Below are 22,210 nucleotides of genomic sequence, written 5' to 3'. Positions count from 1 at the left end.
GATTGTGCCGAAAAGCAACGAATAAGTAAAGCCAAGGCACTGAATTTGTCGAATTTGTGCTCATTCGACGGCAATCCACGCATCTGCACGCAATCTTTGCGCTGGTCGGTACTGCAATTTATAGCGCATCTTGCGACAATCATCGATTTGATATCCCAAATAGACAAAGTCTTTTGCCAGCTTCTGGGCATGCTCTATCTGTTTGAGGATCATTACGCTTCCCAAGCTAAGCGCCTCATAGTCGGGGTCAAAAAAAGTATAAATAGCAGACAAGGAGTTAGGCATAACATCGGTAACGGCAACGCCAATCAGGCGCTCTTGATGCCAAAGCTCAATAAAAGCGATGTTCATCCACTTGCACAGTAAGAAACTTTCAAACTGACTGCGCTCAGCGGGATACATACTGCCATCACTGTGGCGCTCATTAATATAGCGTTCGTACAGCGGGTAGTATTCAGGGCGCTCAAAGTGACTCACATGCACGGCAAACTCTTTGACTTTATTAAGCTTACGCTTTTGCGAACGTGAAGGTGCGAACTCACTGGCTAATATGCGCACCGATTCACAGGCTGTGCAACTGGGGCAATGGGGTCGATATATTTGTTCACCACTACGGCGAAAGCCATGTTGCAAGAGCGCTTCAAACCCTTGCGGGGTATAACATAAGGGATCAAGAATAACCAACAGCTGTTCTTCTTGTTCATCAAGATAACTACAAGGAAAACGTTGGCTAAGGCCTATTTTTATGGGAAGGTGTTGCGCCATAAGGAGACTCTAGTTGTCGTGCTCGCCAAAAAGACAAATCAATGGGATATTGATTACTCTCTTTAAGTCTAGCTAAAAAATCCTCTCTGGGTAGGGGAGTTGCCCCCAACTGCGCCAAATAGGGGTTCATCATTTGGCAGTCAATAAAATCTCCACCATGTTGCTTGAGCAATTCCACCAGCGCCCACATCGCTAATTTGGAGCAGTCCCGCTGGCGAAAAAACATCGACTCACCGCAAAATACGCGTGACTGCATAATGCCATAAAGTCCGCCAACCAAACGGGGGCCTTGCCATACTTCAACGCTATGGGCTAGGTTTTGTTGATGAGCTTGGATATATGCGTGCTCCATCGCATCTGTGATCCAAGTACCTTCTTGCGCTATGCGTTGTACTTTGCACTGATGGATAACCTCAGCAAAACACTGATTCACGCTTACGCTGATAGCAAGTTTGCGTGCGCTTTTACGCAGGCTACGACTAACGTGGAAATCATCAAGTTCGATGATGGCGCGCTCGCTAGGAGACCACCACATAAGAGGTTCACCCTCACTATACCAAGGAAAAATACCTTGGCGATACGCATCGCTTAAGCGTGAAGGGCTAAGGCAACCACCAATAGCAAGGAGGCCATCAGGGTTCTCTAGCGCAGTATTCGGGTGTGGGAAGCCTTCGTCAATGCTACCCAAGTGGTGTAAATATTGAGTCATAGAATAATGGGGCCGTAGCCCCATCAATACTTATTTTAAGTTATCTAGGTAACGCTCGGCATCGAGCGCCGCCATACAACCTGTGCCAGCAGAGGTAATTGCTTGGCGGTAAATGTGGTCAGACACGTCACCGGCAGCAAAAACACCTTCCACACTGGTTTGTGTAGCATTGCCATTTAGGCCTGATTCAACAACTAAATAACCGTCTTTCATTTCTAACTGGCCCTGGAACATATCGGTGTTCGGCTTATGGCCAATCGCAATAAACACGCCCATTACATCAAGCTCTTCGGTGGCGTCAGAATTGGCATCTTTAATACGCACACCTGTTACTCCCATGTCGTCACCTAACACTTCATCAAGTGTACGATTCCAATGGATAGTTACATTGCCGTTTTCAGCCTTTTCTAATAATCGATCAGAAAGGATTTTCTCACTTCTAAAGCTATCACGGCGGTGAATTACGTGAACTTCAGAGGCGATGTTAGACAAATACAGCGCTTCCTCAACAGCGGTGTTACCGCCACCAACAACAGCCACTTTTTGGTTCTTGTAAAAGAATCCGTCACAGGTCGCACACGCAGACACGCCTCGGCCTTGGAAGGCAGTTTCTGAATCAAGGCCAAGGTATTTTGCTGATGCACCGGTGGCGATGATCAGCGCATCGGCTGTGTACGTGCCGCTGTCACCTTTGAGTTCGAACGGACGAACCTGGGTATTCACCTCGTTGATGTGATCGAACACAATTTCAGTTTCAAAGCGCTCAGCATGCTCCTTCATACGCTCCATTAAAGCCGGGCCTGTTAAACCGTGGGCATCGCCAGGCCAGTTTTCAACTTCAGTGGTCGTGGTTAACTGACCGCCTTGTTGAATACCAGTAACCAGCACAGGGTTAAGGTTAGCACGGGCGGCATAGACGGCTGCGGTGTATCCCGCTGGGCCGGAGCCAAGAATAAGTAATTTACAGTGTTTGGCGCTCATACAACTTTCCAATTAATTCATGTGAACATAGTTATGCGGGTGATTCTAAGAAAAACAATCCATAAGTAAACAATTTTGCAAACATAACTCAGCGCTAAAACCGCAGGATGTCAAAAAATCTGTACTTGTGCGTTATTACAGCAAATAACGAATAACAAACCGTTATTTCATGACCTGTGATATTTTTTTTGCTATGTTCTAGGGCAATTATAAACTCGCCCCGAGGGTGCGCCCCCGGCGACGCAGAAAAATAAGGGCCTCATGTATTTTTGGCAACATCAAGCGGGCTATGCGCTCGAACAACAAGACATTGATATTTTACTTGATGCAAAAAGCTACCGGCAGCGACTGCTTGAGCTGATTGCCTCGGCTAAACACCGTATTTATATCACCGCTTTGTACCTTCAAGATGATGAAGCGGGTCGGGAAGTTCTTGATGCATTGCATGACGCATCGCGCCAAAATCCAGAGTTGGAAATAAAAGTACTGGTCGATTTTCATCGTGCTCAGCGTGGGCTCATTGGTGCCGACAAAAGCGAGGGCAATGCGGCTTTGTATTACCAGCGCTTACAGCAAAGCGGCTCCAACGTGCAAGTATATGGCGTGCCAGTAAAAGCAAAGGAATTGTTTGGGGTGCTGCATCTCAAAGGCTTCGTCATCGACGACACCTTGCTGTACAGCGGCGCGAGCCTAAATAACGTTTATCTACACTATTTCGAGCGCTACCGCTTAGACCGGTATTTTGTTATCAAGCAAGCACAACTAAGTGATGCCTTTGTTGAGTTTATAGAGCAGACCTTAATCGCTTCTGACGCCGTGCCGCGCTTAGACAAACGGCCAATTCCAGCCTTTGTCGATATTAAAGCCGAGCACAAGCAATTAGTAAGGGCACTGAAAAAAGCAAGTTATCGCCAGAGCAGCCAAGACAGTCATGCCCCCTTAACCGTACGCCCTTTCATTGGGCTCGGGCGGCGCAACAACAAACTTAATCGTTTAATCAAGCAACTGTTTGATATCACCGATAATGAGCTTGTGCTATATACTCCTTACTTTAATTTCCCAACGCCGCTGTTAAGAGCGCTACGCAGGCTGTTACGTCAAGGTAAGCAAGTCACCATTGTTGTCGGTGATAAAACCGCCAATGATTTTTACATCCCTCCGACTGAGCGCTTTTCGAAAGTAGGGGCTCTGCCTTATTTATACGAAACCATTTTGGCCAAGTTCCTAAAAAACCAAAAGCGCTTCATCGAAGCGGGTAATCTTAATGTGTACCTGTGGAAACATGACAGCAACTCGTTTCACCTCAAGGGTATATGCAGCGACAAGCGTTACCACTTATTAAGTGGTCATAACCTTAATCCTCGAGCTTGGGGTCTGGATATCGAAAACGGTATTTTTATTGATGACAAAGACGGACAAATGGTTGCAGCGATTGAGCAAGAGAAGCAGGCGATTATGCAACATTGTACCCGCTTGAACAGCTATAAAGAGCTGGAGCAAATGGCTGACTACCCAGAGCCAGTGCAGAAGATTCTTGGCCAGGCTAAGCGCGTCAAAGTGGACTTTGTCGTTAAACGCTTCATTTAACGCCATATTGTAGCATTCACTTATATAAAGCGACTCATAACGGGTCGCTTTTTTGTTTGCGTAATCGTTGTCGTCACCCGTTTATTGTGACCCAAGTGTGAGGGAAGAATAGGGGTGTTATAGCGATATAACAATTTGTGCGGCAGTCGATTCAATGCCAAAATCAGATTTTCAGGCGTAACTTGTTTTTGCCCAAAAAGAGTTAACGTAAATGCTCTAAGGGAGGCTTAGAGCAAAACGGACTGTCACTCTCTAGCTAATCTAGGGAGGGCTTTTCTAATTCCTGCCAAGATGTTGCTCCAACCAATACGCTTTTTCCAAAGCTTTCCGTCGACTAAAACTTTATAACAATCGATCCGATCAGTTTTGTACAGTTCAAGTTTATGAGTAATGGGTTCACCACTATCGTAATCGGTGATTTCGATTATTCTTCTTAGTTCAGGAATGTTTTGTGGCTCTACAAAGCTTTCTTGTTCTATATCAAATTTTCGATTAGTGTATGATTTACGATAATTTTTTGAAGCTTTATTAGTTTGTCTATACATAGGTAATCTCCTACCTTACAAGTTAGCATACCTTGCAAGGTCTCACTAATAAGCTGTTAGCTGCCCAAAGGAGAAACAATGACAGGTTCCGATTGGTTAGGAGTTGCTGGCTTGATTGTTGGTATCGCCGGTTTAGCATATGCGGTTTATGAGAATCGCTCTAAAGCTAGGCTTTCTGATTATATTCGAGCCCAGAACTGGCATATTTATTCCAAAGCAAATAATGCAAACGGCTCCGTTCAGTTGGCACTACAAAAATATAAACAGGCAGCAAATAATACAGTTGATCTTGAAGCTTTTGAGTGGCTATCAAAGGCCGATGCATTCGGGCAGGATGTATTTAAAGATGTAATTCGGCAAATCCAAGTTTCAGAGCCTAGTTTTACTGCGCAGGATGTAGAGCGTTGGGTAAGGGAAAAACGCGTATCTGAAAAGCATGCGCCCCTTTTCTATGCACTAACACCAGCTAACAAGTCACTCCAGCCGACAGCTAAAGCTGCGGCTGAGTGAAGCGTTATGCGTTTACGAGGAAATTATGACATCAGAAGTACAAGATTGGTTATCAGGTAAATTAGAAAACACGCGACTTGATGACGGTGTTACATATACAGCTATCGCAGACTTTTGCGTAATGTGGGCTGTGTTTGAGGGGACTGAGTTGGCAGATGCTGACTCTGCTGTTGATGAACTCGCTTATGTAGCTTGTCGGTTAGTGAAAGACCACATTGATTTTTCTGAGGAATTGGCGTTTTGGTCGAATCGATATATTGAAGAAGGTGCAACGAATAAGTCATTCGATAAACTAGGCTTTACTCATAAACCGCATATTAAACTAGTGTCGGATGTATTATTGGGTAATCAAACAGATGCACTAAAAGTAGCTCACGCCATATTGTTGATAGTTTATCGACTCAGAAATAACTTGTTCCACGGAAACAAGGATATTACTCAGATCCATAATCAAGTAACCAACTTAGGTATGGCATCTAAGGTATTGATAAATGTTGCTACTGTCAGTGGAAGGTATGTCTTTTTGAACAACGCATAACAAACAATTTAAGAGTGATTCAGCACGCTTGGCATTTTTGGTTTGGGTCTAGTTTAGTGATTCCGGCGTCCACTTTGACTGTCGTGGTAGCGTGCTTCACACCTTAATTGGGCGTTAGGTACACATGGGTAGTTCAGGCATATTCTTAAATATTGGAAAAAGTATTCTAGCTCTCGCTTTAGCTATTTTCGTTATTTTTTGGTTTCCTAGTCCTGCTTTTGATGCCTGTTTCCCTGATAATAATTCTTACGTGTGTAGCCAATGGCCAGAGATATTCGCTGGATGTATGTTTGTCTTAGTTTCATACTTTGCAGGCCCTAAAAGTAAATATCACTATATCCCTGCTTTCTCGCTTTTTGCGTACATAGGTAGTGCGGAGCACATCAGGTTTGGTGGGCAACTTTTAGATGTCCTATATCAGATACCTTCCCAGTCATTTTACTACGGCGGCATCATAGCTTTAGTAGTAATAACTGGGGTAAAGTTTATAAAACGTAACTGGGTGCAACGTGTACCTAACAAGCTAATAAATAAGGACTAAAAACAGTTTGCTGTTTTCGTTCCTCAAATTTTAGCAAACTATTTTTAGCCCATTATTAGGGCGTTAGGTAAATAAATGAGATTCTCGCAACTGATTACACTCGTATTTGCATTAATTATTTCTGAGCAATTAAACGCAACAGAAAACAATACTGTATTCGGTAGCGTCGAGTGCTCTCAATATAATAAAAAGAAAAATGAACCCAATTGGCAATATGGTTATAAAAATTGGTGGGCTGGATACTTAACAGGAACGGGTGTTGTTTTTAAACAAGGTAAGTCACCTGACAAAATGCCAGAAGGTCAAAATTTTATTTTGAGCATCGGTTCATATTGTAACACTAACCCAAGCAGCAATTTAAAAAATGCTATAGATAAGTACATAGCAGACCAAGTTAAAGCTGGGCATGCAACGTTACCTAACAATCAAATGCAGCCGATGCCAAACAACGGCTCGGCTGAGTAGGGCGTTACTGAATAAATACTCTAACGTGTTTTTGTCCAAAATCGAGTGTGTCCGACCGTCTCCGACCGGTCTCATACTTGCTCTTAATTAAGTTTCGCGTTATTCGGGGTAGGGTCATAGATAATCTGGAATAGTTGTTAATCGGCAATAAAAAAGGGCAGATAGTGTATCTGCCCTTTATATTTAGTCACTTATAACTTGTCGTTATAGGCTCTCAACCGCAGTGCGTGGGTCAAGGTATTCCATATCAAATGCTTCAGCAACTTCTTTATAAGTTACTTTACCTTTGATGACATTAAGGCCTTCTAGGAAGTGCTCGTCTTCAAGAAGTGCTTGCTTGTAGCCTTTGTTAGCCAGCTTGATGATGTACGGCAATGTCGCGTTATTAAGCGCGAAAGTTGATGTACGTGGTACTGCACCTGGCATATTCGCAACGCAGTAGTGAACTACGTCATCAACAATGTATGTAGGCTCGTCATGAGTGGTTGGCTTCGAAGTCGCAATACAACCACCTTGGTCGATAGCTACGTCAACAATCGCTGCACCAGGCTTCATTGCTTTGATGTGCTCAGCAGTCACAAGTTTTGGCGCAGCAGCACCTGGGATAAGTACGCCACCAATCACTAAGTCGGCATCCAGTACGTGCTTCTCTAGCGCGTCGGCAGTTGAATACACTACTTTAGCAAGAGAACCAAACTGAGCGTTAAGGCTACGTAGTACGTCAACGTTACGGTCTAAAATGGTCACATCAGCGCCTAGGCCGACAGCCATTTGGGCTGCGTTACGGCCAACCATACCACCGCCGATAACCACAACTTTAGCAGGCTCAACACCCGGTACGCCACCAAGCAACATGCCAAGGCCTTGCTTTGACTTTTCAAGTGCCTGAGCACCGGCTTGGATAGACATACGACCCGCCACTTCTGACATTGGCGCAAGTAGCGGTAAACCGCCTTTAGCATCGGTTACGGTCTCGTATGCGATACAGATAGCGCCGCTTTTCACTAGGTCTTCAGTTTGTGGTAAATCTGGCGCTAGGTGAAGGTAAGTAAACAAGATTTGATCTTGGCGTAGCATCGCACGCTCAACAGCTTGCGGCTCTTTTACTTTGATGATCATCTCTGCTTGGGCGAACACATCTGCCGCGTTTGGTAAGATTTTTGCGCCTACTTCGATGTAATCTTCGTCAGTAAAACCAATGCCTAAACCAGCATTCGTTTCAACAATGACTTCGTGACCATGGTTGATAAGTTCGCGCGCGCTGGCTGGGATCATACCAACACGGTACTCATGGTTTTTTATCTCTTTTGGTACACCAATAATCATAGTTACTATACCTTTTGTGAACAGGAAAATTTTTCACTATTGTACTTATGCCTAAATAGTGTGTCTCACTGTTTTACATTTTCAAGCCAGTTGAATACACTTAAATCAAAGTAAAATTAGATAAATCCACTTTCATTAACTATGTATACACAACTAGACCGCATCGACCGTAAAATTTTAGTCGAATTGCAACGGGATGGCCGTATTTCCAACGTTGAATTGGCAAAACGAATTGGCCTCAGTGCGACCCCTTGTTTGGAACGCGTGAAAAAACTTGAGCGTGAAGGGTATATTCGTGGTTACAAAGCGGTGGTCGACCCCGCCAAGCTCGGTCAGGCGCTGCTGGTGTATGTGGAAGTGACCATTACCAAAACATCTCCCGATGTGTTTGACGAATTTAACCAAGCGGTAAAAAAGCACGATGAGATTGTGGAATGCCACTTAGTATCAGGGAATTTCGACTTTTTGCTGAAAACACGAGTGACCGATATGTCTGAGTATCGTCAGGTGCTTGGCGATATTTTGCTGAAGCTACCCAATATCAGCGAAAGCCGTACTTATGTGGTCATGGAAGAAGTAAAGGGTGAAGAGGCATTAATTATCCGTCCACAAGTTCCTTAAGGGCCCGTTAATGCTCGTGCCGATTACAATTACTGATTATAAACCCAGTGCATATTCAGCTGAGAATTGATAAGGTAAGAGTAATGCGCTGTAGTATCGAAAGAAAGAATAAGGATAATGGAATATGCGCCTAAATGGTGTCCAAAGACTGCTTGAAACTGGCTTAATAGTCAGCACCGCGCTAGCCATTTTTATTTTGTGTGCGCTGGTGAGTTTTGACCCAGCCGATCCGTCCTGGTCGCAAACAGGTGAGTTTGTCGATGTTAAAAATATCACCGGCACAGCGGGTGCGTGGGTTGCGGATATTTTATTATTTAGTTTTGGTTGGTTGGCGTTTTTAGTTCCCGCAGCCATTCAACTGTTTGGGTATCTCGTTTTTAAACGCCCCCACAGAGTGCTTAGCTTAGATTATGTTACCTTGGCGCTGCGCCTCATCGGCTTAGTGCTGTTTACATTGAGCGCTTGCGCTATTAGCTCCATTAATTTTGACGATATTTTTTATTTTTCTTCCGGTGGGGTAGTGGGGGATGTTATTGCCGGTGCGATGATGCCAGCATTTAATTTCACGGGTACCTCTATCCTATTATTGTGCTTTTTCTTTGCCGGCATGACCTTACTTACAGGTGTTTCTTGGGTTCAGTTTGTTGATACCTTGGGCGCGTATGTTATGAAAGCGGCCTTGTTTGTCTGGCAATGGTTGCAAAGCAAACGCGGCCAATACCAAAGTGAGTTTGCCGAAGCAGAGCAGCGCAGCTTGGCCAATGAGCCAAATCCACAAGTGGAAGCGATGCAGAGCGCTCAAGAACCAAAGCTTGAAATCCAAAGCGATAACGCCGACACAGAAGTTGAAGCCGATAAAGACAAATCATTGTTAGATAAAGCTGCGGCTATGTTTGCGCCTGAACCAAAGAAAGAGCCTTGGCAAGAACAAAGCAGTGAAAATGATACGCAGAGCGCTACTAAAGAGGCGCCTAAACAACATCCGGCATTTGATGATATTGATGCCATGCTCGGCGATGAAATGAATTTTAGCGCCATTGATGATGAGGGTTTTGATACCGTCAGCGCGCTCAACGAGCTAGACCAAGCGCCCACCGAGGCAATACCCAATACACAGCCCCAAAATAAAGGGGCGAACACGGCTGTTGCATCAGCGCAAAAAGAAACCTCCAATTCAGTGGCAACAAACACTGTAGCACACAAAAAAGCGCCAACAGCCAAAGAGAAATTCGAACAGCTATTAGAAGAAAAGCCGCCCATGGAGCCGCTTCCTTCGTTGGATTTACTTGATAGGCCGGATAAACAGAAAAACCCCATTTCTGAAGAAGAGCTCGAGGCTGTTTCTCGGTTAGTTGAAAGCAAGCTGCAAGATTTTGGCGTACAAGCGTCGGTTGTAGGGGTTTATCCCGGTCCGGTAGTTACACGCTTTGAACTCGATTTAGCACCGGGTGTAAAGGTCGCGAAAATCTCCGGTTTGTCGAAAGATTTGGCGCGCTCGTTATCTGCGGTCAGTGTGCGTGTGGTTGAGGTGATCCCGGGGAAAACCTATGTTGGCCTTGAGCTGCCTAATAAACACCGCGAAATCGTGCGCTTATCAGAAGTGATCAATGCCCCTAAGTTTGAGCAAAATAAATCGCCACTGACCATGGTATTAGGTAAAGACATTGCCGGGCAACCTGTGGTTGCAGACTTAGCCAAAATGCCGCACTTGTTGGTAGCAGGTACCACCGGCTCGGGTAAGTCAGTGGGCGTTAATGTGATGATTTTAAGCTTGCTATATAAATCGCCGCCAGAAGATGTGCGCATGATCATGATCGACCCGAAAATGCTGGAGTTATCGGTGTACGAGGGGATCCCACACCTACTGTGTGAAGTGGTTACCGATATGAAAGAAGCGGCCAATGCACTGCGTTGGTGTGTTGGTGAAATGGAGCGCCGCTATAAACTGATGTCGGCTTTAGGGGTGCGTAACCTGAAGGGCTACAACCAAAAAGTGCTTGATGCTAAAGCCGCAGGGGAACCTATTTTAGATCCTTTGTTCAAAGACACAGACGGTATGGCTGATGGGCCGCAAGAGCTAGACAAGTTACCCAGCATTGTCGTGGTGATTGATGAATTCGCCGATATGATGATGATTGTTGGTAAAAAAGTGGAAGAGCTCATTGCCCGAATCGCACAAAAAGCACGGGCTGCAGGCATCCATTTGGTATTGGCTACACAGCGTCCATCGGTGGATGTGATCACCGGCCTGATTAAAGCCAATATACCTACACGTATGGCGTTTCAGGTGTCCTCGAAAATAGACTCGCGCACTATTCTTGACCAACAAGGGGCCGAGCATCTTTTAGGTATGGGTGACATGCTATATTTGCCACCTGGGACCAGTGTGCCAATCCGTGTTCATGGCGCCTTTGTTGACGACCATGAGGTTCACGCAGTTGTGAGTGATTGGAAGGCCCGAGGTAAACCTGATTATGTGGATGAAATACTCAATGGTGACGCCGTCGAAGACGTATTGCTGCCAGGGGAAACATCCGAAGACGGCGACGATGAATCAGACCCATTGTATGACGAGGCCTGCGCTTTTGTTATTGAAAGTGGTCGTGTGTCGGTATCAAGTGTACAGCGTAAACTGCGTGTTGGTTACAACCGCGCTGCGCGATTGGTTGAACAAATGGAGCACTCCGGTTTAGTCAGTTCGCCCGGCCATAATGGCGCCCGTGAAGTGCTAGTTAAGAATAACGCTGGCTAAGGAAGTAATATGAAACAATTCTTATACAGTGCAGTGGCAAGTACAGCACTGTTTTCATCAACGGTTTTTGCCGACGACGCACAGATGCTGCAACAACAGCTGCAGGGTTTGGACTCACTCAGTTCGGCTTTTTCACAGCAAGTGTTTGACCCGCAGGGGCAGCTGGTGAGTGAAAGTAAAGGCAAATTGCAACTAGAACAACCACGGAAAATTCGTTGGGAGCAACAACAACCAGACGAAACCTTGTTTGTCTCCAACGGGGTTGATAGCTATTACTTTGACCCTTTCGCCGAGCAAGTGACGGTACTGGATACCTCTAAACTAATTGATAATACGCCGTTTATTCTGCTCACCACAGAAGATGAAGAGTTGTGGCAGCAGTTTAGTATCAAGCAAATCGAAGCCGGCTTTGAGATTACCCCTAAAAATACTGAAGATGCGCAAGTAGAAAAGCTAACGTTGCATTTTGATGAGCAGCAACAAGTTGCGGCGCTTGAGGTGCTTGACCAATCAGGTCAGCGTTCACACTTTCATTTTGATGCGCCCAAGCGCAATGTTGATATTGATGACAGCGTGTTTGAATTTACCCTTCCTGAGCACGTGTTTGTTGATGATCAGCGTGCGCCACAAGCCGAGATAGACCGTGGCGAATAATTTCTCCCTAGATTTTGCCCCCGATGTGCGCCCGTTGGCGGCGCGCATGCGCCCACACACATTGGATCAGTACATCGGCCAAAGCCATATATTAGGCACAGAGCAACCCTTGTACCAAGCCATTAAAAGTGGCCATTGCCACAGCTTAATTTTGTGGGGGCCACCTGGGGTCGGTAAGACCACGCTGGCGCATATTATTGCGCACCACAGCGATGCCCAGTTTTTGGAGTTATCGGCGGTCAGCGCAGGGGTAAAAGATATCCGTGAGGCTGTCGCCAGTGCCAGCGACCTGCTACAACAACAAGGCAAACGCAGCTTATTGTTTGTGGACGAAGTACACCGTTTTAATAAGTCGCAGCAAGATGCTCTGTTGCCGCATGTTGAAAACGGCACCTTCATCTTTATTGGCGCTACCACAGAGAACCCCTCTTTTGCACTGAATAACGCCGTGCTGTCGCGTGCTAGGGTGTACACGCTGAAAAAGCTTTCAGTGGAAGATTTGCAGGCAGTGGTGAATCAGGCGCTAGAACAGGATGACTTGCTTCGCCAGCAAGGTGTAACCATCGAGCCCGATAGCCTTGAGCAGTTGTGCCACAGCGCCAATGGCGATGCTCGCAGTGTACTTAACCTGTTGGAAGTGGCGGCAAATTTGGCACAACAACACCAAGGCTGTATTAATCAGGCGGTGCTCAAGCAAGTCGCGCCGCAAATGGTTGCCCAATACGATAAGGGGGGCGATCATTACTACGATTTGATTTCCGCTTTTCATAAATCGGTGCGCGGCTCTGCGCCGGACGCAGCATTGTATTGGTATTGCCGTATTCTCACCGCCGGAGGCGATCCCTTGTATGTTGCGCGGCGGCTATTAGCGATTGCTACCGAAGACATTGGCAATGCAGACCCCAAAGCGATGGAAGTGGCGCTGAATGCCTGGGATATTTTTCACCGCGTTGGCCCCAGCGAAGGTGAACGTGCCATAGCTCAAGCCACCTTATACCTAGCCAGTGCGCCGAAAAGTAATGCCGTATATATGGCCTTTAATGAGGCCAAACGTCATGCGAAAGAGACCGCTCACCTCGATGTGCCTTATCACATTCGCAATGCGCCCACGCAATTAATGAAAGAGCAGGGCTTCGGCGAGGATTATCGCTATGCCCACAACGAGCCGGGAGCCTATGCAGCAGGCGAAAAATTCTTCCCCGAGGAGATTGCTGACAGCCGTTATTATCACCCGAGCGATCGTGGTTTAGAAAAACGCATTAGTGATAAGCTTGCTTATTTGCAAGAGCGTGATGCGCAAAGCGACAGGAAGCGCTATGAGCGCTCTTAGTACCTACTTTTTTATTGCCATTGGCGGGGCCTTGGGTGCCTGCGCCCGCTTTGGTATAAGTGAATTAGCACTAAAACTGCTGCCTAAGGGATTCCCTTTTGGCACGCTGGCGGTTAATATTCTCGGTTCATTGTTAATGGGCATATTATATGGCCTGTTGGATCGCGAAATGCTATCGCATCCGCACCGCGTCACACTCGGAGTCGGGTTTTTGGGCGCGCTGACAACATTTTCTACATTTTCCATGGATACGCTGTTGTTGCTTCAGCAAGGGCAGTGGTTGAAAGTGGCGTTAAACGTCCTCCTTAATGTGGGGATGTGTATATTTATGGCTTGGATAGGCCTCATGCTAACAACGCAAAAAGGTTAAAAACTCACATGTTAGACTCAAAGTATCTTCGTCAGGACGTAGAGCAAACAGCAGCCCGTTTAAAGGCACGTGGCTTTGAATTAGACGTAGCGAAACTGGCACAACTCGAAGAACAACGTAAAGCGCTACAGACTAAAACGCAAGAATTACAAAGCGAGCGTAACTCCCGTTCCAAAGCCATTGGTCAAGCGAAGGCGAAGGGTGAAGATATTCAACCTTTATTGGATGCCGTTGCCAACTTAGGTGATGAGCTCGAAAATGCTAAAAAAGAGCAAGATGCCGTCCTCAATGAATTAAAAGACATTGCCTTAGGCCTGCCTAATTTGCCAGCAGAGGATGTTCCAGCAGGCAATGATGAAGACGATAACGTCGAGGTTAGCCGCTGGGGTGAGCCAAAAAGCTATGATTTTGAGGTCAAAGATCACGTTGATTTAGGCGAAGCGCTGGATAAAGGGCTGGATTTTGAAGCTGGGGTGAAGCTCTCGGGTGCCCGCTTTACAGTAATGCGTGGGCAAATCGCGCGCATGCATCGCGCGTTGGTGCAATTGATGCTTGATACGCACACCGATAAAAACGGCTATACCGAAATGTATGTGCCTTATTTAGTGAATAAAGACAGTTTGTTAGGCACGGGTCAGCTACCTAAGTTTGCAGAAGACTTATTCCACACAGAGAAATTGGGTGAGCACGATGATGGCTTTAGCCTGATCCCTACCGCTGAAGTGCCGCTGACGAACTGTGCGCGTGACGAAATCTTTGAAGAAAAAGAGCTGCCAGTACGAATGACTGCCCATACTCCGTGTTTTCGCAGTGAAGCGGGCAGCTATGGCCGCGATACGCGGGGCTTAATTCGTCAGCACCAGTTCGATAAAGTTGAGTTAGTACAATTGGTTAAACCTGAAGATTCAATGCAGGCGCTGGAAGAGCTTACTTCTCATGCCGAGCAAATCTTGCAGGCGCTTGAGTTGCCGTATCGTAAAGTAGTGTTGTGTACCGGCGATATGGGCTTTGGTGCAATGAAAACCTATGACTTAGAAGTGTGGTTGCCAGCACAAGACACCTATCGCGAAATTTCGTCTTGTTCAAATATGGGCGACTTCCAAGCGCGCCGTATGCAAGCGCGTTTCCGCCGCGCGGGCGAGAAAAAACCGGAATTACTGCATACACTCAATGGTTCAGGGTTAGCAGTGGGCCGTACGTTAGTGGCTATTTTGGAGAATTACCAACAGGCGGATGGCAGTATTGAAGTGCCACAGGCGCTGCGCCCTTACATGGGTGGGTTAGAGCGTATCAGTGCTGCTTAATTATTAGTAGCTTATTGAAAAGGCCGCATTTTAGCGGCCTTTTTTGATCGCACCGCACGCCTTGACCGTAGTTAATACAAAGCTAACTACAAGGAGAAAGTATGGATTATTCTGCGGTTATTTTGGTGTCATTGGTGTTGTTTGCCTGGATGTTGGTAGCGCAGTGGTTTGTGGCATCAACCGTAAAGGCGAGGGCCGATAACGCTATTCCTGGAAAAATTGATGATAACCTGTCTCATGACTCATTTATCTTTCGTGCCCACCGAACGTTTCAAAATACATTAGAAAACGCGCCGCTGTATATTGTTTGTTCCCTAGTCGGTCTGCACTTGGGCGTGTCAGGGCCCATTTTCGCTATAGCCAGCGCGGTATTTGTCGCCGCGAGAGTCATTCATATGCTGCTTTACTATGTGATTGCCACCGAATCCAACCCCAGCCCCCGAAGTTATTTCTTCATGATCGGCTGGCTCGCGAATATCGTGATGCTCGTGCTCCTCACACTGGAAATCTTATTCTTTTAATCTTGCCGGTGTGAGGTGTATTTAATTGTTAATGCCGTGAGCAGTAGAATCTACGAGCTTGTAACAGATGAATTGCATATATAGAAAGATAGGATTACTGAAAGCGGGTGGGGTGAACTCACTCACTTTCTTTATTAGAGCGGTTTGGGGTCTGTGGTAAATACTAGTATATATTTGTAAGCTTCTTTTGACTTCAATATCTCTACGAACTTTAGAATACGTAGGGCCGATATTGGAGCGAACTCACATTATGCTGTGGCAGTATTCATAACAATTTATTAGCCTTATCAGTACAGTGATACATACTTGATTTCAAGGCCATTACTAATGGGCTGTAAGCCTAATAGATACTGTAGTTGATGCTGGCAAATGGAGCTCCCAGTATTCAGTTGTTAATGCTCTTAGTCATATCAAGGACTTACCTTATGTTTAAAATATTCATATCAATCACTTTAATCTTTTTCCTGACAGGTTGTGAAACTCTTGGTGGAGCATGGACGAAAAAGTCATCAATAGCGTTTACAAAAGATTCAGGAGGTAGCCTATCTATATGGAATGCTGAAATGTCTGCTGCTGTAGCTTACAACTCAGGACAGATCTGTATGCAACGAGCACTCGCAGTAAAAACTATAGATGCAGATACTTCGTTTAAGGTCTCTCAAGCAATGCTGGCTTTATCCAAAACGGCTGAGGTTGCAGCCAATAGCGGTCAAAGCGAAGATTTAGTTTCTGTAACTAATTCGCTGAAAGAAACAGCAAAGCTCTTAACCACGAGTACCGAAAGGACTACCTTTCTTGACTTAGGTATGTTTTACACGTGTCAGATTTCTGCAAACGGAAGTCTCACGGATACACAGACCGCAGAACTAATTCGTGTTATTTCTATTGCCGGAGCGTCAATAGGTAACAAGGAAGCAGATGAAATTTTAAAAGATGCTAATAGTAAAACTATCACTGTGGGTGATAACCCTTTAACACCGAAGTAAGCTACAATATCAACTGATTAGAGTAGCACATATAGACCTTCCTTCGTTAAACAATTAGCTGCTGATAGGCAGCTAATTGTTTTCAACCAGCAAAATAATTTAATTCGTTTTATCATTCGCCGTTGAAAAGTTGCTTAAGGAAAACACATGTTGAGGCTCTCATATTGTGCTCTTATCACTGAATAAGCCTGTTATTCCTGATGCAGGTTCAGGAAACCAGATATTCATAGGTAACTTAGGAGGCACAATTAAAGTCAGTCGGCTCTTAGCTCCGGTTAGTCTCAGGTTCAACGAAGGTGCAAACAATTTTGCTCATTGTTGAAGCCCATTATTTGGGTGTCTAACAAAGCGCAAGTAGTCTATAGTGTTCGCTGCTCTGTGAATATGGTTGCTTAAAATCATGCAAAATCACGCCATCAAAGCAAGAAACGGTAAAGCGTTCTGTTACAGTCACAGTAATTATTCAAACTTGAATGTAGATTGAAACGTACTTGGCTAGCGGTTCAAAAACAAACAGCCAAAAATGGACCTATACCCGTGCCTACGGCCTTGTAGCTTTACCTAGCTATGTGATGGAGTCGTTTTTCAACCGCCTCAAAATTGAGCTGGTTTATGCCGAGAAATTCAGTTTGAATAAATAAGAATATTTTCTAATCGCAAACGACGTCCTTCAGCAATGGGTTACCTCAACCCGCTGGAATATGACAAACTGTTTGCCTAATGACCTTTCTACTTTTGATGGGTAAAGCCAGTGTAAAGAGGCTACTATGCAAAGAATCATGGCTCTTTTAGGTTTGATTTGTGTGCCTTATGTGCATGCAGAATCAATCGACGGTTGTTATTTGGCCACTGATAAGATAACCAGTTTTTCATCTGAAGAGTCAGAAACTAAATCTACTTACGTAAAAATTTCAAGGGCTGCTGATGACTATTCAGTAGAAGGTGTTATTTGGGGGCCTAATTTTCACATTTGCCGTATTGGTTCTCCTATTGAAGGCACTGATGGGCCACTGCAAATGGACTATGCCGACAACAAGCTCGTTTATCGTCATAGTGAGCCTGAATACGATATTAGTTGTGAGTTGGACGTTTCCTTCAAAGATAACACCTTAACAATAACGGACTCTAATCATCATTGCTCTAAGTACGTCTTTTATTGTGGCGCTTACATTGGGTTAGATAAAGTTGAATTACCAAAGGTAGAGCAAGGTTGCCTTTAAATTTCACATAACAAAGCTTTAAAGTTGGGTTCGTAACAGTCGGATCGACTCCGTATCGCATTTTAGCCAACAATTACTTACCACTTAAGGCGGCGTGAATATTATTCACTGGCGATATTCAAACCGACAAAAAAAGGGGCCTTGTATGGCCCCTTGTTTATTAGTCTGTGCCTATAAAGCCACCAGTTTGATGGGCCCACAGTTGGGCGTAGATCCCTCCTTGGGCGATAAGCTCTTGGTGTGTGCCTTGCTCTACAATATGGCCTTTGTCCATCACTACCAAGCGGTCCATTTGCGCTATGGTTGATAAGCGGTGGGCAATGGCAATAACGGTTTTATTTTCCATTAAGGTATCGAGGCTCGCTTGAATCGCTGCTTCTACCTCAGAGTCTAAAGCTGATGTGGCTTCATCCAGTACTAAAATAGGAGCGTCTTTTAACAGTACGCGAGCAATCGCGATACGCTGGCGCTGGCCACCTGATAGCTTAACGCCGCGCTCACCCACTTGCGCATCCAGCCCTTTGTTGCCATGACTGTCCTCCAGTTCACTGACAAAGTCCCATGCCTCAGCCTTTTTCGCTGCGGCGATGATTTGCTCATCCGTGGCATCGGCTAAGCCATAACCGATATTTTCGCGCACGCTACGATGCAGCAGCGCGGTATCTTGTGACACCATAGCGATATGTTGGCGTAGGCTTTCCTGAGTCACCTGGTTTATCGGCGCATCATCAATACGAATGTGTCCTTGCTCAACATCATAAAAGCGCAATAACAGGTTAACTAAGGTTGATTTACCGGCGCCAGAGCGACCAACAACCCCAACTTTTTCGCCAGCACCAATGTTCAGAGATAGCCCATCGAGCACCGGCGGGTGTGACGGGGTAATTGGCTTGGCATAATTAAAGGTGATGTTATTGAAGTCAATGCGCCCTTGGGTCACCTTCAGCGTGTTGGCATCCTCTGCGTCGGTTATGGTTATGGGTTTCGTTAAGGTGTTCATGCCATCGGCAACGGTGCCGATATTTTCAAACAGGGCGCTGACTTCCCACATAATCCACTGCGCCATGCCGTTAAGGCGAAGTGCTAAACTAACGGCAATGGCAATGGCGCCGACGCTGATTAAACTAATAGACCAAAGGTAAATCGATAACGCCGCAATCACCGCCACCAAACCATAGTTAAGCAGCTGCACACTCACTTGTAATTTAGTGACCAGACGCATTTGCCGATATACCGGGTCTAAAAACAGCTCCATCGATTCACGGGCATATTGCTCCTCCCGCGATGAATGAGAGAAAAGTTTGATAGTGGCGATATTGGTGTAGCTATCAACAATACGGCCTGTCATTTGCGAGCGGGCTTCGGCTTGTTGCTCGGCGACCGCTTTCAGGCGCGGAATAAAATAACGCTGCACTGCAATATAACCTACAAGCCAGCCTAAAATTGGCATCATTAAGCGCCAATCTGCCTGGCCAACAAAGAACAGCATGGCGGAAAAATACACCACAATATACACCGCGACATCCAGTAGCTTGATGACGGTTTCCCTTACCGCCAACGACGTTTGCATCACCTTAGTGGCAATGCGCCCGGCAAAGTCATCGGCATAAAAGCTCACACTTTGGCGCAGTAGGTAACGGTGCGCCAACCAGCGGATGGCCATGGGGTAATTACCGAGCAAGCTTTGGTGGAGAACGGCTGAGTGAACAAACACTAAAATAGGCAACAGCACGATAGTGACCAAGCCCATAAACCAAAGCGTATCGGTTTCGGTGCTTAACAGCTGTTCCGGGGTTGTCTGTCCAAGCCAGTCAACGAGTTGACCCATAAAGCTAAATAGCGAAACTTCAACAATGGCTAACAAGGCAGCGCTGATTGACATCACCGCCAGCGGCCCGCCCATACCTTGGGTGTAATAACGGCAAAAAGCCCATAATCCCTTGGGTGGCGCGGTCGTTGTGCGCTCGGGAAAAGGGGCGGTTAACTTCTCGAAAAAGGAAAGCATAGCACCACACATAACTAACTGATTTAAGGCGTCAGTGTAGCGATTTTGCGGCGTAAAACCTAGCGCAACAAGTGTGCTAATTTTGCACCACTGTGGTGACTATGCCGACACCTAGTTACGCGCTTTGTGCTTGCTCATTGAGCTCTGCAAGCATCATTTCGCGCATTTTAAACTTTTGTAATTTCCCGGTGACCGTCATCGGGTATTCCTCGACGATACGAATATACTTAGGCACTTTAAAGTAGGCGAGTTGATCTTTTAGGTAGGCCCGAATTTGCGGCTCATCGATATCGCGGTTGTCCTTTGCTTTGAGCCACAAGCATACTTGCTCGCCAAATTTATCATCGGGGATACCAAAGACCGCCGCATCACTGACAGCGTCATGCAAATACAGTACTTCTTCTATTTCGCGCGGATAAATGTTCTCGCCACCGCGAATGATCATATCTTTAATTCGGCCAACGATGGTCACGTAACCTTGCTCATCCATGACCCCTAAATCGCCAGAGTGTAGCCAGCCCTCAGCGTCGATAGTGGCGTTAGTTTTCGCTTCATCGCCCCAATAGCCTTGCATCACACAGTAGCCGCGAGCACAAATTTCACCCGGGCTACCAATGGCAGCGATTTGACCGCGTTCATCAATAATTTTAATTTCTGTGTGCGCCATTGCTCGGCCCACGGTTTGCACTTGTTTGTCAATTGGTGCGTCGGTTTGGGTAATATGGTTGATGGGGCTGCACTCGGTTTGGCCGTAACCAATCACCACTTCGCGCATATGAAAATCACTGTGTACTTTGCGCATCAATTCTTGCGGGCAGGTGCTGCCAGCCATGACTCCGGTGCGCAAAGTGCTAAGGTCGTACTGCTGAAAGTCGGGGTGTTCTAATTGCGCAATAAACATCGTTGGTACGCCGTGGAGCGCCGTACAGCGTTCTTGCTCAACGCAGCTTAGGGTGCTGATTGCATCGAATGAGGGAGCTGGAAATATCGCACAGGCGCCGCTGGCCAAACACACTAGATTGCCCAGCACCATGCCGAAGCAATGGTATAAGGGCACCGGAATACACAGTCTGTCTTTGTCATTAAAGTGCATTGCTTGGGCAACCAGCAAACCGTTGTTTAAAATATTGCGGTGCGAGAGCGTGGCGCCTTTGGGGTTTCCGGTTGTGCCCGAGGTAAATTGAATATTAATGGCGTCATCGGGTCGAAGTTGCGCTTCAATAACCCGCATTTGCTGGTAGTGCGCATCCTCGCCCAGTTGTTGAACCGACGTAAATGATGTCATGCCGGCAAAAGGTTGCTCGGAGAGAATAATTACCTGCTCTAAAGTGGGCAGCGCTTGCAGGGTGGTTTTGCTACCGTCTTTTAATTCCGGTGCAAGCTGGTAGATCATGTCAACGTAGTTTGATGCTTTAAATTGCTCGGCCATCACCAAATACTTTACACCCACGTTGTTAATGGCAAAGGCCAACTCATGAGGGCGATAGGCGGGGTTAATGCACACCATAATGGCGCCAATTTTGGCGCTTGCGAATTGCACTAAGGACCATTCAATATTGTTGGGTGACCAAATGCCAACCCGATCCCCTGGCTGCACACCTAGAGCGAGTAAGCCCGCAGCGAGGCGCTCTATTTCCCGTAAATACTGGCGGTAAGTCCAACGGATCCCTTGGTGGCGAACGACAATCGCCTCATTGTCTGGGTGTTTGTCGACAATATAATCAAGATGCTCGGCGATGGTTCGCTCGCTAAGCGGCGTTGAAAATGAGCCGTGGTACTGGCTCAACGTTAACGGTAGTGAAGGGGAGTGATTGTCTTGTTGTTGCGGCATTGACTGCCTCCTTGCCCGGATAGATGTTGTCATTTTAGGTTATTCAACACCTAATCAAGCACAGAGTGTCGACACTTTCCATTATTTTGAGGTGGTTTCTGTTGGAATTAGACTAAAGGTTTAGTTTTTGTCGACATAAAAAAGCGGGCCATGGGCCCGCTAAATCGTCTTGGGGAGAGAAATAATTTAGCTCGTTGCTTCTTGCAGTGCCTTCATTTTATCGTGGCAAATTTGCATGCGTTCACGAAGCTGAGAAAGAACTTGTGCGCACTGAGGTGGCTGCGACTCTTCTAGTGCATCGTCGAACTCTTCAAGCACTTTATCTTCAACCTCTTCAAGGTGTTTGATGTACGTATGTTCTTCGTTGCTCTTAATCGCGCTCATAACCTTAGTGTAGGTTTTACGTACGTCTACCAGGGTGTCTGAGCCGGTTTCAATTTCGCCTTGCTCTTCAATGGCAAAGGGTTGCAAGTCGGTCACCGCTTTGTGCTTTTCATCGATCATGTTTTGGAACACGGTACGTACATCATTACTATCAATGTTGTCTTTGGCATCGGAGTAAAAATCAATGCCACCCTTTAGTACTTTGATAATGTCTGTGATTTTCTCTGAACGTTGCATTGTCATAATTGTGCTCCTTCAATTTTGA

22 protein-coding genes are annotated in these 22,210 nt (G+C 46.0%); 14 read left to right on the top strand and 8 right to left on the bottom strand.

The window, feature by feature from the left end:
* Positions 1 to 60: 60 nt before the first annotated feature.
* The 3 genes from MHM89_RS02540 to trxB are packed head-to-tail and all read right to left on the bottom strand — an operon-like array spanning position 61 to position 2,455.
* A complete protein-coding gene (locus MHM89_RS02540) occupies positions 61 to 765 on the bottom strand; it encodes an arginyltransferase (RefSeq protein ID WP_239407997.1) in 705 nt (234 codons plus the stop codon).
* The gene (gene aat, locus MHM89_RS02535; RefSeq protein ID WP_239407996.1) at positions 731 to 1,474 is read right to left on the bottom strand and encodes a leucyl/phenylalanyl-tRNA--protein transferase; all 744 of its coding nucleotides are present in this window, start codon (positions 1,472 to 1,474) and stop codon (positions 731 to 733) included. Before aat ends, MHM89_RS02540 begins: the two co-directional genes overlap by 35 nt.
* A gap of 30 nt (positions 1,475 to 1,504) precedes the next feature.
* On the bottom strand, positions 1,505 to 2,455 hold the full coding sequence (trxB, locus tag MHM89_RS02530; RefSeq protein ID WP_045978766.1) for a thioredoxin-disulfide reductase: 951 nt from the start codon (positions 2,453 to 2,455) through the stop codon (positions 1,505 to 1,507).
* 261 nt (positions 2,456 to 2,716) lie between these two features.
* Between trxB and pssA the strand changes: the two genes are divergently transcribed.
* Positions 2,717 to 4,042: a CDP-diacylglycerol--serine O-phosphatidyltransferase gene (gene pssA / locus MHM89_RS02525; protein WP_239407995.1), complete on the top strand. Its 1,326-nt coding sequence runs from the start codon at positions 2,717 to 2,719 to the stop codon at positions 4,040 to 4,042.
* Positions 4,043 to 4,287: 245 nt separating this feature from the next.
* On the opposite strand, the gene MHM89_RS02520 is transcribed toward pssA, so the two are convergent.
* A complete protein-coding gene (locus MHM89_RS02520) occupies positions 4,288 to 4,587 on the bottom strand; it encodes a hypothetical protein (protein WP_239407994.1) in 300 nt (99 codons plus the stop codon).
* Between the two features lie 78 nt (positions 4,588 to 4,665).
* On the opposite strand from MHM89_RS02520, the gene MHM89_RS02515 reads away from it, so the two are divergent.
* The 4 genes from MHM89_RS02515 to MHM89_RS02500 all read left to right on the top strand — a co-directional run bounded on the left by MHM89_RS02515 (position 4,666) and on the right by MHM89_RS02500 (position 6,641).
* The gene (locus MHM89_RS02515) at positions 4,666 to 5,097 is read left to right on the top strand and encodes a hypothetical protein (RefSeq protein WP_239407993.1); all 432 of its coding nucleotides are present in this window, start codon (positions 4,666 to 4,668) and stop codon (positions 5,095 to 5,097) included.
* 25 nt (positions 5,098 to 5,122) lie between these two features.
* Positions 5,123 to 5,635: a hypothetical protein gene (locus MHM89_RS02510; protein WP_239407992.1), complete on the top strand. Its 513-nt coding sequence runs from the start codon at positions 5,123 to 5,125 to the stop codon at positions 5,633 to 5,635.
* 124 nt (positions 5,636 to 5,759) lie between these two features.
* Entirely contained in the window at positions 5,760 to 6,176 is a 417-nt protein-coding gene (locus MHM89_RS02505) for a hypothetical protein (RefSeq protein ID WP_239407991.1), read from the top strand.
* A gap of 75 nt (positions 6,177 to 6,251) precedes the next feature.
* A complete protein-coding gene (locus tag MHM89_RS02500; RefSeq protein WP_239407990.1) occupies positions 6,252 to 6,641 on the top strand; it encodes a hypothetical protein in 390 nt (129 codons plus the stop codon).
* Positions 6,642 to 6,845: 204 nt separating this feature from the next.
* On the opposite strand, the gene ald is transcribed toward MHM89_RS02500, so the two are convergent.
* Positions 6,846 to 7,967, bottom strand: a complete 1,122-nt coding sequence (gene ald, locus MHM89_RS02495) for an alanine dehydrogenase (RefSeq protein WP_022944180.1) — start codon at positions 7,965 to 7,967, stop codon at positions 6,846 to 6,848.
* Between the two features lie 141 nt (positions 7,968 to 8,108).
* Here ald and lrp point away from each other — a divergent pair, with 141 nt between their 5' ends.
* From lrp to MHM89_RS02450, 9 genes are all read left to right on the top strand, one after another.
* Positions 8,109 to 8,588 carry a leucine-responsive transcriptional regulator Lrp gene (gene lrp, locus MHM89_RS02490; RefSeq protein WP_022944181.1) on the top strand — a complete coding sequence of 160 codons (480 nt, stop codon included), beginning with the start codon at positions 8,109 to 8,111 and terminating at the stop codon, positions 8,586 to 8,588.
* Between the two features lie 124 nt (positions 8,589 to 8,712).
* Positions 8,713 to 11,340, top strand: coding sequence for a DNA translocase FtsK (locus tag MHM89_RS02485; protein ID WP_239407989.1), 2,628 nt, complete (start codon positions 8,713 to 8,715; stop codon positions 11,338 to 11,340).
* A gap of 9 nt (positions 11,341 to 11,349) precedes the next feature.
* Positions 11,350 to 11,994, top strand: a complete 645-nt coding sequence (gene lolA, locus MHM89_RS02480) for an outer membrane lipoprotein chaperone LolA (protein WP_239407988.1) — start codon at positions 11,350 to 11,352, stop codon at positions 11,992 to 11,994.
* Positions 11,995 to 12,040: 46 nt separating this feature from the next.
* On the top strand, positions 12,041 to 13,324 hold the full coding sequence (locus MHM89_RS02475; RefSeq protein WP_239408097.1) for a replication-associated recombination protein A: 1,284 nt from the start codon (positions 12,041 to 12,043) through the stop codon (positions 13,322 to 13,324).
* Positions 13,311 to 13,694 (top strand): fluoride efflux transporter CrcB, encoded by a 384-nt coding sequence (gene crcB, locus MHM89_RS02470; protein ID WP_022944185.1) that lies wholly within the window; start codon positions 13,311 to 13,313, stop codon positions 13,692 to 13,694. The genes MHM89_RS02475 and crcB overlap by 14 nt, the downstream gene beginning before the upstream one ends.
* Positions 13,695 to 13,702: 8 nt before the next feature.
* The gene (serS, locus tag MHM89_RS02465; protein ID WP_022944186.1) at positions 13,703 to 14,998 is read left to right on the top strand and encodes a serine--tRNA ligase; all 1,296 of its coding nucleotides are present in this window, start codon (positions 13,703 to 13,705) and stop codon (positions 14,996 to 14,998) included.
* 101 nt (positions 14,999 to 15,099) lie between these two features.
* Complete coding sequence (locus MHM89_RS02460) at positions 15,100 to 15,519, top strand: MAPEG family protein (RefSeq protein WP_239407987.1); 420 nt, start codon at positions 15,100 to 15,102, stop codon at positions 15,517 to 15,519.
* A 425-nt stretch (positions 15,520 to 15,944) separates the two neighbouring features.
* Positions 15,945 to 16,505 carry a hypothetical protein gene (locus tag MHM89_RS02455; RefSeq protein WP_239407986.1) on the top strand — a complete coding sequence of 187 codons (561 nt, stop codon included), beginning with the start codon at positions 15,945 to 15,947 and terminating at the stop codon, positions 16,503 to 16,505.
* 767 nt (positions 16,506 to 17,272) lie between these two features.
* A complete protein-coding gene (locus tag MHM89_RS02450; RefSeq protein ID WP_239407985.1) occupies positions 17,273 to 17,725 on the top strand; it encodes a hypothetical protein in 453 nt (150 codons plus the stop codon).
* Positions 17,726 to 17,885: 160 nt separating this feature from the next.
* Here MHM89_RS02450 and MHM89_RS02445 read toward each other — a convergent pair whose 3' ends face one another.
* The 3 genes from MHM89_RS02445 to MHM89_RS02435 all read right to left on the bottom strand — a co-directional run bounded on the left by MHM89_RS02445 (position 17,886) and on the right by MHM89_RS02435 (position 22,188).
* Entirely contained in the window at positions 17,886 to 19,730 is a 1,845-nt protein-coding gene (locus MHM89_RS02445) for an ABC transporter ATP-binding protein (RefSeq protein ID WP_239407984.1), read from the bottom strand.
* 115 nt (positions 19,731 to 19,845) lie between these two features.
* Positions 19,846 to 21,561 (bottom strand): AMP-binding protein, encoded by a 1,716-nt coding sequence (locus MHM89_RS02440; protein WP_239407983.1) that lies wholly within the window; start codon positions 21,559 to 21,561, stop codon positions 19,846 to 19,848.
* A 186-nt stretch (positions 21,562 to 21,747) separates the two neighbouring features.
* Positions 21,748 to 22,188: a PA2169 family four-helix-bundle protein gene (locus MHM89_RS02435; RefSeq protein WP_022944192.1), complete on the bottom strand. Its 441-nt coding sequence runs from the start codon at positions 22,186 to 22,188 to the stop codon at positions 21,748 to 21,750.
* Positions 22,189 to 22,210 lie beyond the last annotated feature (22 nt).

This window comes from Pseudoalteromonas sp. CNC9-20, assembly GCF_022347875.1.
Classification (GTDB): Bacteria; Pseudomonadota; Gammaproteobacteria; order Enterobacterales; family Alteromonadaceae; genus Pseudoalteromonas; species Pseudoalteromonas ruthenica.
The sequence above is the reverse complement of the archived record's forward strand: the minus strand, read 5'-3'. Positions and strand labels throughout refer to the sequence as shown.